The following is a 14631-nucleotide window of genomic DNA, read 5'->3' as shown; positions in this document are numbered from 1 at the left end:
AGCACCTCTTTTTTTGTTTGTACACATTAGCTATTTCAAGTCTAAATCGCTGTTATCAATACTGACAGGCACTCGTTTAGTGATCATCTGCACTAACATGATTGAGCGTTTCTCACCATCTTGCTCTTGGAAGATAGCATCTATACCTGCAAACTGACCGCTCTTAACTCGGATTTGATCACCTGGTTTTGGCATACACTCAGAAGCGGTATTTTCATTACAGCATTTTTCTAGCTGCATCAATTCAAAGACTAAGTCACCTTGGACTTCTTTCGGTTGAGCACCAAAACGCACAAAATCAACAACCCCTCTAGTGGAGCGGACTGAGGTGAAGTTAGGTCCCTGTTCATAATCAAAGTACGCAAACACATAACAAGGAAACAGCGGCTCTTCGACTTTTTGTCTTTTCCCGCGCAAAATCTTCTCAACTTCTACAGTTGGATAAAAGCACTCTACACCTTGGTTTTCAAGGTGCTGTTTCGCCCTAACCTGCTCCCCACGTTTACAATAAAGTAGATACCAACGTTTCATCTTTTTTACTAGCCAATTCTATTTTGTTTTTATCCTAGCATTAAGCCAAAGTTGAGTCATTGACATTCAGTTTATCTATAAAAGTATGATTATACATCGCTCGCATTAACGGTATCTTTTCAAGAACTTACGAGAAGAAGTCCATAGACAAAAATGGAAATTAAGTTTGTAACACAGCCAACACACCATCATATCATCTGCAAATTCACCCAAAAACAGTCACTTAACAAACAACTTTAGTCGTAATGCAAAATTTTATTGTTTGTCACTCATTAAATTGCAATGTATACGTAGAAGTCGTTAAAAAATGTAATAACTATTATTAGAAGAGCTTATGTCAAACCAACATCAATATTTCGGCCATCCTCGTGGCTTGTTCTTATTGTTCGGTACTGAACTGTGGGAACGCTTTTCTTACTACGCAATGCGCGCCATTCTAGTACTTTACCTTACAGATACAACGATGAATGGCGGCCTTGGCTGGTCAACCAAAGACGCACTAGACCTATACGGTATTTATACTGGTCTTGTGTATATCACACCTCTCATCGGAGGTTACTTAGCGGATAACTATCTAGGTCAACGCCGTTCAATTTTGCTTGGTGGCGCGTTAATGGCTATCGGCCAGTTTACACTCGCACTTCCTGCTGACGCTCTGGGTATTGGTTCGCTACACAGTTTCTATTTAGGTCTTGGTCTGCTTATCACTGGTAACGGCCTCTTTAAGCCGAATATCTCAACCATGGTTGGCGATTTATATAAAGAGGGTGACAACCGTCGTGACGGCGCATTCACTATCTTTTATATGGGTATCAACTTAGGTGCGTTACTTGCCGGCGTCGTTTCTGGCTCTGTGACAACCTCGTACGGTTGGAAAGCTGGTTTTGTGGCCGCAGGTGTAGGTATGATTATTAGCCTAGTGATGCAAATGGTGCTAGCTCAGTCTTGGCTTGGTGACATCGGTCGCGAGCCCGCAGCAAAACGAGATCTAAGCAACAAAAACTCAACCACGAAGCAACCCTTAACGAAAGAAGAAGTAAACCGACTAAAAGTAATTTTGGTCATGAGCTTATTCACTATCGTCTTCTGGGCTGGCTTTGAGCAGGCCGGTGGCCTGATGAACATCTACACTCAACAATATACTGATCGTATGATTGGTGGCTTTGAAGTACCTGCTGCGTGGTTCCAATCGCTAAACCCATTTTTCATTATTACCCTAGCACCGGTTCTAGCGGTCCTTTGGGTAAAACTGGGTAAACGCGAACCTACGTCGCCAGTGAAATTTGCGATGGCACTATTTTTCTTGGCAATTGGCTTCCTATGTATGGTTGGCGCTGTGCTAGAACAAGGTGGAGACACAACGGTAAAAACATCAATGTTGTGGCTGGTGGGTGCTTTCTTCTTCCACACCTTGGGCGAACTGTGTTTATCTCCAATTGGTCTTTCACTGGTAACCAAGTTAGCACCGCTTCGCTTAGCTTCACTCATGATGGGTGCATGGTTTGGCTGTAATGCGATTGCAAACTACGTTGCGGGCTATGTGGGATCTCACGTAGGAGAGTTGGGCGCAATGGCTATCTTTAGTGGCATTGCAGTCAGCGCTACCGTGAGTGGTGTCATCCTACTTCTGTTCTCGAATACGCTCGTTCGCTGGATGCATGGTGCAGAGAATACTCACAGCACAGCAGAACAAGTCGAAGAGCAGCAAGTACAAGTCGCTTAATCGCTCTACAAAAAAGGGTCGCTTTTGCGACCCTTTTTGTACCTAAAGCTTAGAGTGAACTAACTCAGCCATCATTTCTATATGAAGCTCACTATCGTTCAAACAAGGAATGTAAGTAAAGCTTTCACCACCTGCTTCAAGGAAAATCTCTTTACACTCTTCCGAGATCTCTTCCAACGTTTCTAAACAATCCGAAGAGAATGCTGGTGTCACTACATTGATATTTTTTACCCCTTTTGCAGGAAGTGCCTCTAGGGTTTTATCGGTATAGGGCTGTAACCACTCTTCTCGGCCAAATCGAGACTGATACGTCATACCTATCTGTTGCTCGTTTAACCCTAACGCTTCAGCGAGTAAGCGAGTCGTTTCTTCACAGTGCTGAGGGTAAACATCTCCATTATCAGCGTAACGTTTTGGAATACCGTGATAAGAACATAGCAAGTAGTCTCCCTTACCATACTCTTGCCAATGTTCACGAACTGAATGCGCTAACGCTTCAATGTATTTCGGGTGATTGTAGTAATCCCGAATAAAGCTAAAGCCCGGTATCACGGGCAGGTTTTTAAACGCTTTAGTGATTCCGTCAGAAACCGCTGCCGTTGTTGTGCCCGAGTATTGCGGATACAAAGGTAAAACGATGACTTCCCCTACCCCTTGAGCCAACAGCGCTTCAAAACCTGATTGCAAACTTGGATTTCCATAAGTCATGCCAAGTTCGACTGGCATATCAAGCTTTTGAGCCAACTTTTCTGTTTGACGCTTAGAGTACACCATCAGTGGCGAGCCCTCTTCCATCCAAACTGATTGGTAGAGTTTAGCAACCTTGGGAGCTCGGATTGGAAGGATAACGCCGTGCAATAGCGGACACCAAAGCCATCGAGTCATGTCTACCACTCGGTGATCATGAAGAAACTGACTTAAAAAGCGCTTTACGGCAGGAGCGGTTGGTGCGTCAGGAGTACCCAGGTTCACGAGGAGTACACCCTGTTTATTATTCTCTTTCATAACATCCTATTCATGGTAAACGGCTTAGTTCATATACTTAAATAGCCTCACAGCGCTGCATCGCTGCCACTTGAAGTCATTTAGATATATGTTTACGAGTAAACTAAAAAAAGCGACCACTTGGGTCGCTTTCAATATATCAAAATATTAAATTTTTGACTTCAGCAAATTAAGAGAGTGCTTTCTCGATATCTGCACTAACTTCAGCTACTTGCTTAGTACCATCAAACTTAAGGTACTTAGTGTTGCCTGCTTCAGCTTCTTTACCGTAGTAGTTGATTAGTGGTGCAGTTTGCTCGTGGTAAACACCTAGACGTGCACGTACTGTTTCTTCTTTGTCGTCATCACGAACAACAAGATCTTCACCAGTTACGTCATCTTTACCTTCCACTTTAGGTGGGTTGTAAACAACGTGGTAAGTACGACCAGAAGGAAGGTGAGCACGACGACCTGCCATACGCTCAACAATCACATCATCTGCAACGTCAAATTCGATAACGTAGTCTACATCAACGCCCATTTCTTTTAGGCCGTCAGCTTGAGGAATAGTACGTGGGAAACCATCCAGTAGGAAACCGTTCGCACAGTCTTCTTGAGCGATACGCTCTTTGATAAGGCCAAGGATGATTTCATCAGAAACTAGCTGACCAGCGTCGATAACAGCTTTAGCTTGTTTACCAAGCTCTGTACCTGCTTTGATAGCAGCACGAAGCATATCACCAGTAGAGATTTGTGGAATACCGTATTTTTCCATGATGAAGTTTGCTTGTGTGCCTTTACCTGCACCTGGAGCACCTAGAAGAATGATGCGCATGATTTATCCTCTTTAATATTTAAGATTTATACCGAAGCTCACAATAGCTGGGCTTCTTAGACATCAAACCCGAGAAGCACTCGCAACGATAAGTTTCGGTATAACGTATATAGGCGAGCAAAAATACACGCCTTATTACTCACATTCAAGTCGCAGATTCTATCACAGGTTCGCCGCGCAAAGAGTGTATTAAGACTAAAGAATGTTAACGATACCCTCTTTCACGCCCTATTGATTATTAACTCAACACCTGAGATGCAAAATTTTGCGACAACAAACAAAAAGCTCGCGAAATGCGAGCTTTTTGATGTACTGAGGTTATTACACCTTAGTCAAAAGTTTATTAACAGCTCCTAAGAACTCCGTTGGGTCCTCAATTGAGCCTCGCTCTGCAAGCATTGCTTGACCAAGCAGGACTTCTACCCAACGACCAAATGCCTCTTCATCCGCTTCGTCAGCCATGCGCTTAACCAGCTCGTGCTCAGGGTTTAGCTCAAAGATGTACTTCACTTCTGGCACTGCTTGACCCGCTGCTGCAAGAAGCTTCGCCATTTGAGTGCCCATTTCGTAGTCGTCCGTTACCACAACAGCAGGTGTAGACGCGAGTTTAAAGGTCGTACGAACTTCTTTCACACGATCGCCTAGGTAAGACTTCGTGCGTTCTACAACCGACTTAAACTCTTCTTCAGTTTCTTTCTGCTTCTCTTTTTCTGCTTCATCTTCAAACTGACTTAGATCGAGCCCAGCTTTTGTGATTGACTGGAACTGCTTACCGTCAAACTCAGTTAAGTAGTTCATCAGCCACTCATCAATGCGGTCGTACATCAAGATAACTTCAATGCCTTTCGCTTTGAACTGCTCTAAGTGAGGGCTGTTTTTCGCAGCTGCATAGCTGTCTGCCGTCAAGTAGTAGATCTTATCTTGACCTTCTTTCATGCGCTCAACGTAAGCAGCTAGACCCACGGTTTGCTCCGCAGAATCCACTTCAGTTGAAGCAAAGCGCAATAGGCCTGCAACTTTCTCTTTGTTTGCGAAGTCTTCTGCCGGACCCTCTTTCATCACAAGACCAAACTCTTTCCAGAATGATTGGTATTTCTCTTCATCATTCTTAGCCATGCGCTCTAACATCGTTAGCACACGCTTAGTACAAGCATTACGTAGAGACTGAGTCACTTTGTTATCTTGTAAGATCTCACGCGATACGTTAAGTGGCAGATCATTGGAGTCTATTAAACCTCGTACAAAACGTAGGTAAGACGGCATGAACTGCTCTGCATCGTCCATAATGAACACGCGTTGTACGTACAGTTTCAAGCCTGATTTGTGGTCGCGGTTCATCATATCCCATGGCGCTTTAGATGGGATGTAAAGCAAGCTCGTGTAATCGTTTTTACCTTCTACACGGTTATGGCTCCAAACCAATGGATCGGCAAAGTCATGTGATACGTGCTTGTAGAACTCTTGATACTCTTCATCTGAGATATCCGATTTATTACGCGTCCACAGTGCTTGAGCTTTGTTGATTTGCTCCCACTTCTTCTCATCCGTTTCTTTGCCTTCGTCATCGCGAACAACAGTTTGGATTGAAACTGGGATGCCAATGTGATCCGAGTACTTACTGATCACATCACGTAGACGCCATTCATTTAGGAATTCTTTACCTTCTTCACGCATATGAAGAATGATGTCAGTACCACGCGATTCTTTAGTGATGTTTTCGATGGTGTACTCACCTTCACCGGCTGAGTGCCATTGTACTGCTTCATCAGCGGCTAGGCCCGCAGCACGAGTACGTACGGTGACGGCATCAGCAACGATAAACGCCGAGTAGAAACCAACACCAAACTGACCAATAAGCTGAGAGTCTTTGCTCTGCTCTTCAGACAGTTTCGAGAAAAACTCTGCGGTCCCGGATTTTGCAATCGTACCTAGGTGCTCGATCACATCATCGCGGCTCATACCGATACCGTTATCAGAAATGGTTAAGGTATTTGCGCTTTCATCAAACGACAGTTTCACGCAAAGATCTGCATTACCTTCATATAAGTCTGGGTTAGATAGCGCTTGGAAGCGCAGCTTGTCCGATGCATCTGATGCGTTAGAAATCAGCTCGCGCAAAAAGATCTCTTTATTTGAATAAAGAGAATGGATCATTAAATGCAGTAGTTGTTTTACTTCTGATTGAAAACCACGAGTTTCTTTGTTTTGAGATACGGTTTCGCTCATGTGTGCTCCATAACATCTAAACTAATTGGTTTTTTCATGGAGATAAGTTTGTGACTTTCCCCTTGAAATTACCTTACTGAGATGTCATTTAACATGTGGCTGACAAATGTAAATTCAAGGTCAATATTGCTAAAAACGGTGTTTTTTTAGAAAAATTTAATTATCCTACCAGCCTAAAAGCATCTAAAATGTCGTGCGCACTCCATGCGCCTCGGTAGTTTTGTGACATAAATCACTATAATTACAACATCATCCATCTAAGAAGAACTAAATGACTAACATCGGCACCAAATTTCTACTTGCTCAAAGGTTCACCTTTGATCCAAATAGTAATTCGCTCGCTGACCAACAAAACGGCAACGACGTTGTACGATTAGGAAGCAACGAAAGCCGTATACTTCTGATGTTGGCAGAGAGACCAAACGAAGTTTTAACCCGTAACGAGCTTCACGAGTTTGTTTGGCGTGAGCAAGGTTTTGAGGTGGATGACTCAAGCCTGACTCAAGCGATCTCTACTCTGCGTAAGATGTTGAAGGACTCAACAAAATCTCCAGAGTTTGTTAAAACGGTTCCTAAACGCGGTTATCAACTCATTTGTTCAGTGGAACGCTTAAGCCCATTATCTGCTGACTCTAATACTGACGTTGAAGAAGCCACTTCTGAAAATGAAGCGCACGCTGCGGAAATAGAAACAAGTGACGCGTCGTCAACAGAAGCGGCGGCAGACACCACGACTGAAGTAGAGCCTCAAGTAGAACTACCTAAGGCACAGCCAAAACCAGCAGCTAACACTAATAACTGGCTGCCGCGTATGATCGTTCTTTTGTCTCTACTGCTTCCTATTTGTGTATTGCTATTCACCAATCCTGCAGAATCCCAATTCCGTCAGATTGGTGAGTATCAAAATGTACCTGTGATGACGCCAGTGAACCACCCGCAAATCAATAGTTGGTTGCCGTCCATTGAGCAGTGCATTGAACGCTACGTAAAATACCATGCAGAAGATTCAATGCCGGTAGAAGTGATTGCTACAGGTGGCCAGAACAATCAGCTGATTCTGAACTACATTCATGACAGTCAACATTCATATGAGAACGTGACATTGCGTATTTTCGCTGGTCAAAATGACCCAACCGATATCTGTAAATAAGGAGGCCAGAATGAAGATAAAATTAGCATCTGCGGTTTTGGCCGTATCCGTTCTTTTCAGTGGTTGGTTATATTGGGGTAGCGACCTAAAAGTGGAACAGGTCCTCACTGCCAATGAGTGGCAGTCAACCATGGTGACGGTCATTACAGACAGCTTGCCTGACGATCCTGTCGGCCCACTGCGTCGTGTTAATGTTGAATCAAATGTGAAATATCTCCCTAATGGAGACTATATTCGCGTAGCAAATATCAAACTATTCGCTCAAGGTTCAACGGCAGAATCCACGATTAATATCTCGGAAAAAGGGCGCTGGGAAGTCAGTGACAACTATTTGTTGGTTTCGCCTTCTGAGTTTAAAGATATTTCATCTTCTCAATCAAAAGACTTCTCCGAAGCACAGCTACGTTTGATCACTCAAATCTTTAAGCTTGATGCCGAGCAAAGTCGCCGTATTGATGTCGTGAACGAAAAAACGCTATTGCTCACTAGCTTGAACCACGGTTCTTCGGTGCTGTTTAAAAACTAACTTTGATTTGATGATAAGGGGGCAAGACGCCCCCTTTATTTTGCTTATGGATTGGCTAGATACCCTCACCCTCTTTTTCGGCTCACTTATCGCCAATACTCTGGCTTCGCTTTCTGGCGGCGGTGCAGGCTTACTTCAATTCCCTTTGCTCATCTTTCTCGGCTTGCCATTCTCGGTTGCACTGGGGACACATAAAGTGGCTTCCGTCGCTTTAGGTTTAGGGGCAGCAAGCACACACTTAAAAGCAGGCACAATTAAATGGAAGATAGCACTCTACCTTATAGTCTCTGGCAGCATTGGCGTAGTCTTAGGGGCGAACCTAATTGTCCAAATACCTGATGGTATGGCGGAAAAAATGCTAGGGAGCATGATTCTCGCGCTCGGCATCTATTCACGATTTAAGAAATCGTTAGGCCAAGAAGAAATAATACGTAACCGTCACCCAATCGGTTGGGTCATCGGCGGTGTCGGACTAATGCTCATCGGTATCATCAACGGGTCGCTGACCGCAGGTTCTGGTTTACTCGTGACACTATTTTTAGTTCGCTGGTTTGGGTATAACTATAAACAAGCCGTTGCTTACACCATGATTTGCGTCGGGTTGTTTTGGAATGGCATTGGAGGCATTGCCGTCGTCCAAGCTGGCGCTCCGATACATTGGGCTTGGTTGCCTGTTTTATTGTTAAGCTCATTTCTAGGCGGCAGTTTAGGCGCATGGGCCGCGACTCGATACAGCAACCGAGTGATTAAAATTGCATTCGAAATTCTCACGTTTGCCGTGGGTATCAAGTTGCTAGTTTAAACCGATTAAAAGGAAAGTTTCATGGATAAAGCAATCATTGATATTTATTACTGCCGCCAGTGCAACTGGATGTTGCGTTCAACTTGGCTATCGCAAGAACTACTGCATACTTTTAGCGAAGAAATAGAAACGATCAGCTTACACCCAGATACGGGTGGTCGCTTCGAAATTTTCTGCAATGGCCAGCAAATTTGGGAACGGAAAAAAGACAGCGGCTTTCCTGAAGCAAAGGTGCTAAAACAGCGCGTAAGAGACATTATCGACCCAGAACGCGATTTAGGACATTCAGACACAAAATAGGGAGCAATTCGCTCCCTATATTTTTACTTAGTAAAACCGTTAAATCATGGTTTGTGCTAATACTTCGCCTTCTGGCGTTTTTACCGTTAGCGTATTGTCTTCTAAAGTACCAAAGCTTCTTGGTAAACCATTACGTGGAAATGTCATCGAGCCTGGGTTAAAAATAATGACCCCATCTTGCATCTCTGCGACAGGAACATGCGTATGACCGTGGGCGATGATATCACCTTCACGCAGTGGCGGCCGTTTTTCAGAGTTGTACAAGTGACCATGAGTCAAAAAGATTCTCTTACCAGATTCAAGTAGCACCCACGAGTAATCCATCATCATTGGAAACTTCAATAGCATTTGGTCCACTTCACTATCGCAGTTACCACGCACAGAAATAATTTGATCACTGTATTGGTTCAGTAGCTCCGCCACCTGCGGTGGGTTGTAACCTTCTGGAATCGGGTTTCTTGGCCCGTGGTTTAGCGTATCCCCCAACAAAATCAGGTGCTCCGCACCAGAGGCTAAAAATAGCTCAATAGTTTCTTTAGTTGCTGGCAAAGAGCCATGCAGATCTGAGGCAAAAAATAGTTTCACGACATCGTCTCCTCACAAAGTACGAGGTCATTCTACGGCATTTTTATGACAGCTCAACCAACGACTACTGATAACGCAATGATTCAATGACCATAGGCAAAATATAGAACCATGCGGCATACGCAGTTCCAACCAACACCAGTATCCAAAACACCATCGACATAAATTTTGACTTAGCTAGGTGGTGCAGCGGGTCTGGCTCTCCGCATCCTGGACATGCGTGAGCGCGCTTTGAGATTTGTTTCTCACACACAGGGCAAGAGACTAAAGGCATGATACAAATTCCTCGACAATAGACTTAGGGCGCAAAGAATAATGGTGAATTAACACATATGCAACCTAACATATATTAAATATTTTAGTTCTTTGTAACAGTCGCTGACTTGAGAAAAAATGCGTTGATTTTTCATTTATATCAACCTATTACACTTCTTCTCGCACCATGCCATTGATGACAATATTGTTATAACTCACCATGCCAATGACCTCCCCATCTTCAATGACAGGAGCTCGGCTAATGCCAAATCGTTCAAATAGGCGCGCACAATATTTCACATTCATATCAGGGTCGACACACAAAGCGGGCTTGGTCATGATCTCATAAATATTCGTGCGCTGTGGAGAGCGATTATTCGCCAGCACCTTTTTGGCGATATCATTCATCAAGACGATGCCATATTCATCGTTGTCATCTCGCTTTTTCACCACCAGCGCTTTGACTTGGTATTTTTTAGCCAACGTTATGCCTTCATAAACTGTCATTAGCCCATCAACCATGACATAAGTAGCCGCCATTACATCTCGAACTCTAATTATCGTTTGACTGCTCATAACTCATCCTCGACCACTTTGGTCAACGTCTCTACTTGATGCGCGACACCGACTGCATCCTCAATATCGATCTGAATAGCAATGCCCTGCCCCGACTCTCGGTCGAACTCACCAACTTCATTGATGGTTTCTAATATGTGTCGAGAAAGGTGCTCCTCAACGACAAACAGCAGCACATCTTTTTGTACTTCCAGCGTTAAGCCAAAAAACGTTCGCTTTTGATTTAAGCCTTGTCCACGAGCGTTATTAATCACCGTCGCACCAGTCGCGCCAGCTTCGCGAGCAGCGTCCAGTACCTTGTCTGTTTTGCTGTCTTCAACAAACGCAAGTATCAATTTAAAGCGCATTTTCTTCGTCCTCCGAGACATCTTTATTCAGCCATTGGGTTATTTGCGCATAGCCCATCACAGAGATCATAGGAAACAGACTGGCAAAAGCGATCAAGCCAAAGCCATCAATCATTGGGTTTCTTCCTGGGACGGTAGAAGCAAGCCCCAGCCCTAGTGCGGTTACAAGCGGAACAGTGACAGTAGAAGTCGTGACGCCTCCAGAATCGTAGGCGAGTGGAACAATAAGCTTTGGCGCATAAAACGTTTGAATCACAACCACGATGTAACCCGCAATGATGTAATAGTGAATAGGGTCACCGACAACAATCCGATAGCTCCCTAGCGCGATGCCAATGGCCACCCCAAATGCAACGGCCACGCGTAAACCGTTAATACTGATACTGCCACCAGAAACTTGGTTTGCTTTTATCGCTACAGCGATTAGAGAAGGCTCAGCAATCGTGGTACTAAAACCGATAAAAAAGGCGAAGGTATACACCCAATAGTAGTCGACCCACACTAAGGCTTTTCCCACAGAGACTTTAAACTCTTGTAAAAATTCCGGCGCCGTCAGTTGCACGGCCATGGTCTCTCCGAGCGGAAACAGAGCCATTTCTAATCCGAGCAAAAAAAGAGCGAGCCCAAGAATCACATAAACAAACCCAAGCAAAACCTTCTTAAGGTTGTTAACTGGACGCCTTAACACCGCTAACTGAAAACCAAAAATAATGCTGGCGATGGGAATGACATCTCGAACGGTCGATAATAAAGTGTCTAGGAAATGTTCAATTGAAATCATGTTACGACCATTCCGTAAACCATCACAAACATCATCGGTAGCAGCGAGGCAAAAGCGATCAAACCAAAACCATCCACCATGGGGTTGCGCCCTTTAATCACCGATGCTAAACCAACCCCTAGAGCAGTGACCAAAGGCACGGTGATAGTCGACGTCGTCACACCTCCAGAATCATAAGCAACGCCAATAATGGCTTCAGGTGCAAACCACGTCAGGACTACAACGCCGACGTAGCCGCCGATGATCATGTAATGAATTGGCCACCCTTTTAAGATGCGCAGAACGCCAATAACGATGGCGATCCCCACAGAAAGTGCCACCGTTACTCGTAGCCCTTGTCCATAATCCTTCATGGATTGCTCTGAGTTTGTGATCATCCCGCCTTCTGCCGCAACTTCTGATGCTTCTTCTGCTACGGCCGTTAATGCAGGCTCGGCGATCGTGGTGCCAAAGCCTAAACAAAACGCAAAAACTAACAACCAGAACACGCTGCCTTTTTTTGCAAAGGCTTGAGCCATACTCTCTCCGATAGGAAAAAGACCAAGCTCTAGACCAAAAATAAAAAACGTTAACCCTAAAACCACAAGCAATAAGCCAAAAAGAATGGAGATGAGATTAGGAAGTGGCTCTTGCAAAACAACTAATTGAAAAAAAGTGATAACAACAACGATGGGTAGCAGATCACGAGCACTATTAAGGAGCGCTCGAAAAAGAGCAACAAATGCTTCCATACCTATCCTCCTTGATGGTGCAAACTGATTACGCTTGTTCCGGTAGCGATGTTTCTAGTCTGGCATAGATTTAGTTCTCCTACCGTGAACGAATTAGCGCCATGCATAACATTTAGTTACATTTTTTCAATATGTGAAGTCAGTAGCCTCGCTACAGGCTTGCCACTATCCTAGAAATAATAGTGTTGAGATGATCAAGCTCAGCACAAAACGACTATAATGTTCTAATACGTGTACATTCAAAGAGATAACATGAAGATATTACTCACAGGTGGCACCGGGTTTATTGGTTCGGAGTTGCTCAAGCTGCTATCCACTCACCAAGTTCTGCTACTTACACGCTCTCCGGAGCAAGCAAAACAACGCCTCCAACACGCTGATTTGGGTAATATCGAATACCTTGACTCGCTTGAGTCATTCGCCGACCTCAATCACATTGATGCCATAATTAATCTTGCGGGTGAGCCTATCGCAGATAAAAGATGGACCAGCGAGCAGAAAGAAAAAATCTGTAAAAGTCGCTGGAAAATTACCGAACAAATCGTTGAGCTGATCCACGCCAGCACAGAACCTCCCGCTGTTTTTATTAGTGGCTCGGCCGTTGGTTACTATGGCGATCAACAAGACCACCCGTTTGATGAGTGCCTGCATGTTAATAGTGAAGACTTTCCTCACGAGGTTTGTGCAAAGTGGGAGCAAATAGCCAAACGCGCAGAGTCTGAACAAACACGTGTTTGTCTATTGCGAACTGGCGTAGTACTCGGCCTTAATGGCGGGGCTTTGGCGAAAATGCTCTTACCTTACAAACTTGGCGTAGGCGGCCCGCTCGGGAACGGTAACCAGTACATGCCTTGGATTCACATTCTGGATATGGTCCGCGCCATCATGTACTTGCTTGAAACACCACATGCCCACGGTGCGTTCAATATGTGCGCACCTCACCCTGTGACTAACCGTATCTTTAGCGGCACGTTGGCAAAAACGCTCAAACGACCACATATCTTGTTCACGCCTAAATGGGCAATGGAACTCCTAATGGGTGAATCTTCCTGCTTATTGTTCGATAGCATGAGAGCCAAACCCAAAAAGCTCACCGAACTTGGCTTCAAATTTAGCTACTCCAGAATAGAGCCAGCACTCAAGCACTTGCTTCATGACCGGAGCTGATGAATGATGACCTCATTCAATGTTTCTTGAGGCTTAATTTATGAAAAAGTCGATTCTTATTACGGGTTGCTCAACCGGTATCGGTTACGTGTGCGCTCACGCCCTGCAAAACGAGGGATTTCATGTCATAGCATCTTGTAGGAAAGAGCAAGATGTCCAACGTCTAATTAATGAAGGGCTAACCTGCATCAAGCTAGACCTAAACAGCCCTGAAAGTATTTCTTCGGGCGTAAAGCAAGCATTAGAGCTAGCAGAAGGTAAGCTTTATGCCGTGTTCAATAATGGTGCCTATGGCCAGCCCGGTGCATTGGAAGACTTGCCCACCGAGGCTCTTCAAGCTCAATTTCAGACCAACTTTTTTGGTTGGCACCAGTTAGTCAGAGAAGTGCTTCCTCACATGCGCATACAAAGCGAAGGACGGATAATACAAAACAGTTCTGTTCTTGGCTTTGCTGCAATGAAGTACCGCGGCGCCTACAATGCGTCAAAGTTTGCCCTAGAAGGCTGGACTGACACACTACGGCTAGAGCTTGCGGATACGAATATCAAAGTGGCATTGATAGAACCTGGGCCTATCGAAACTCAATTTAGAAATAATGCATTAAAAGCCTTCGAGAAGTGGATTGATATTGAATCCAGCCCTCACCGCCTCGCCTATGAAGGACAAAGAGAGCGACTCAACAAAGACAAATCTAATAATCGATTTGTTTTACCTGCAGAGTCCTGCGTCGCACCTGTTCTTCATGCATTAACTAGCGCTTCACCTAAAATTCGCTATCGAATTACTACGCCGACTAAATTATTCGCAATCTTGAAAAGGTTATTACCAACCCGTGTGCTTGATAAAATTTTGCGACAGGCTGCATAAAAAAGTTTTGTCGAAATGTAATTTCACCGTAACAATGTGATGTCATTATGAACATGTAGGTTAAAAAAACCTCAACCAAACGAATCAATTTCTACGCAATTCAGCGGGGATTCTTTCGCCTAAAGTGATTGAGTTGCTTAGATTTGGTATCGCCACCCATTACGTTTTGTAGCAATGTTTTTACTACTGCGAGGCAACAATGACATTGAATCAGCTTAACTGGCTTAGTGTGGGTGTAGTGTTG

17 protein-coding genes are annotated in these 14631 nt (G+C 44.4%); 7 read left to right on the top strand and 10 right to left on the bottom strand.

What is annotated here, in order from left to right; all coding sequences use genetic code 11:
• Positions 1-30: 30 nt before the first annotated feature.
• A complete protein-coding gene (rfaH, locus tag R2S67_RS17220; RefSeq protein WP_005393056.1) occupies positions 31-531 on the bottom strand; it encodes a transcription/translation regulatory transformer protein RfaH in 501 nt (166 codons plus the stop codon).
• A 334-nt stretch (positions 532-865) separates the two neighbouring features.
• Here rfaH and R2S67_RS17215 point away from each other — a divergent pair, with 334 nt between their 5' ends.
• Positions 866-2254, top strand: a complete 1389-nt coding sequence (locus R2S67_RS17215) for a peptide MFS transporter (RefSeq protein WP_005393058.1) — start codon at positions 866-868, stop codon at positions 2252-2254.
• Between the two features lie 42 nt (positions 2255-2296).
• On the opposite strand, the gene hemH is transcribed toward R2S67_RS17215, so the two are convergent.
• The 3 genes from hemH to htpG all read right to left on the bottom strand — a co-directional run bounded on the left by hemH (position 2297) and on the right by htpG (position 6299).
• Positions 2297-3259, bottom strand: a complete 963-nt coding sequence (hemH, locus tag R2S67_RS17210) for a ferrochelatase (protein ID WP_085343421.1) — start codon at positions 3257-3259, stop codon at positions 2297-2299.
• Positions 3260-3428: 169 nt separating this feature from the next.
• The gene (gene adk, locus R2S67_RS17205) at positions 3429-4073 is read right to left on the bottom strand and encodes an adenylate kinase (protein WP_005393061.1); all 645 of its coding nucleotides are present in this window, start codon (positions 4071-4073) and stop codon (positions 3429-3431) included.
• A 321-nt stretch (positions 4074-4394) separates the two neighbouring features.
• Positions 4395-6299, bottom strand: coding sequence for a molecular chaperone HtpG (gene htpG, locus R2S67_RS17200; RefSeq protein ID WP_005393063.1), 1905 nt, complete (start codon positions 6297-6299; stop codon positions 4395-4397).
• A 271-nt stretch (positions 6300-6570) separates the two neighbouring features.
• On the opposite strand from htpG, the gene R2S67_RS17195 reads away from it, so the two are divergent.
• Genes R2S67_RS17195 through R2S67_RS17180 form a run of 4 tightly spaced genes read left to right on the top strand, consistent with a single transcriptional unit; the run spans position 6571 to position 9077 of the window.
• The gene (locus R2S67_RS17195) at positions 6571-7449 is read left to right on the top strand and encodes a transcriptional regulator (RefSeq protein WP_256949389.1); all 879 of its coding nucleotides are present in this window, start codon (positions 6571-6573) and stop codon (positions 7447-7449) included.
• A gap of 10 nt (positions 7450-7459) precedes the next feature.
• On the top strand, positions 7460-7975 hold the full coding sequence (gene toxS, locus R2S67_RS17190; RefSeq protein WP_005393067.1) for a transmembrane regulator ToxS: 516 nt from the start codon (positions 7460-7462) through the stop codon (positions 7973-7975).
• Positions 7976-8021: 46 nt separating this feature from the next.
• A complete protein-coding gene (locus tag R2S67_RS17185) occupies positions 8022-8777 on the top strand; it encodes a sulfite exporter TauE/SafE family protein (protein WP_005393069.1) in 756 nt (251 codons plus the stop codon).
• 21 nt (positions 8778-8798) lie between these two features.
• Positions 8799-9077 (top strand): SelT/SelW/SelH family protein, encoded by a 279-nt coding sequence (locus R2S67_RS17180; RefSeq protein ID WP_005382088.1) that lies wholly within the window; start codon positions 8799-8801, stop codon positions 9075-9077.
• A gap of 39 nt (positions 9078-9116) precedes the next feature.
• Here R2S67_RS17180 and yfcE read toward each other — a convergent pair whose 3' ends face one another.
• The 6 genes from yfcE to R2S67_RS17150 form a co-directional block, all read right to left on the bottom strand.
• The gene (gene yfcE, locus R2S67_RS17175) at positions 9117-9662 is read right to left on the bottom strand and encodes a phosphodiesterase (protein ID WP_104974381.1); all 546 of its coding nucleotides are present in this window, start codon (positions 9660-9662) and stop codon (positions 9117-9119) included.
• A 64-nt stretch (positions 9663-9726) separates the two neighbouring features.
• Complete coding sequence (locus tag R2S67_RS17170) at positions 9727-9936, bottom strand: hypothetical protein (protein WP_005393073.1); 210 nt, start codon at positions 9934-9936, stop codon at positions 9727-9729.
• A 149-nt stretch (positions 9937-10085) separates the two neighbouring features.
• A complete protein-coding gene (locus tag R2S67_RS17165; RefSeq protein ID WP_005393075.1) occupies positions 10086-10493 on the bottom strand; it encodes a CBS domain-containing protein in 408 nt (135 codons plus the stop codon).
• A complete protein-coding gene (locus tag R2S67_RS17160; RefSeq protein ID WP_005393077.1) occupies positions 10490-10840 on the bottom strand; it encodes a P-II family nitrogen regulator in 351 nt (116 codons plus the stop codon). Before R2S67_RS17160 ends, R2S67_RS17165 begins: the two co-directional genes overlap by 4 nt.
• Positions 10830-11621, bottom strand: coding sequence for a DUF1538 domain-containing protein (locus tag R2S67_RS17155; protein WP_046874269.1), 792 nt, complete (start codon positions 11619-11621; stop codon positions 10830-10832). Before R2S67_RS17155 ends, R2S67_RS17160 begins: the two co-directional genes overlap by 11 nt.
• Positions 11618-12352, bottom strand: coding sequence for a DUF1538 domain-containing protein (locus R2S67_RS17150; RefSeq protein ID WP_317345942.1), 735 nt, complete (start codon positions 12350-12352; stop codon positions 11618-11620). The genes R2S67_RS17155 and R2S67_RS17150 overlap by 4 nt, the downstream gene beginning before the upstream one ends.
• Positions 12353-12604: 252 nt before the next feature.
• Here R2S67_RS17150 and R2S67_RS17145 point away from each other — a divergent pair, with 252 nt between their 5' ends.
• On the top strand, positions 12605-13519 hold the full coding sequence (locus R2S67_RS17145) for a TIGR01777 family oxidoreductase (protein ID WP_258508222.1): 915 nt from the start codon (positions 12605-12607) through the stop codon (positions 13517-13519).
• Positions 13520-13559: 40 nt separating this feature from the next.
• The gene (locus tag R2S67_RS17140) at positions 13560-14387 is read left to right on the top strand and encodes an SDR family oxidoreductase (protein ID WP_114322609.1); all 828 of its coding nucleotides are present in this window, start codon (positions 13560-13562) and stop codon (positions 14385-14387) included.
• Positions 14388-14631: the final 244 nt, after the last annotated feature.

Source organism: Vibrio sp. T13N, assembly GCF_032970445.1.
Lineage (GTDB): Bacteria > Pseudomonadota > Gammaproteobacteria > Enterobacterales > Vibrionaceae > Vibrio > Vibrio diabolicus.
This window is presented reverse-complemented; position numbering and strand designations above follow the sequence as displayed.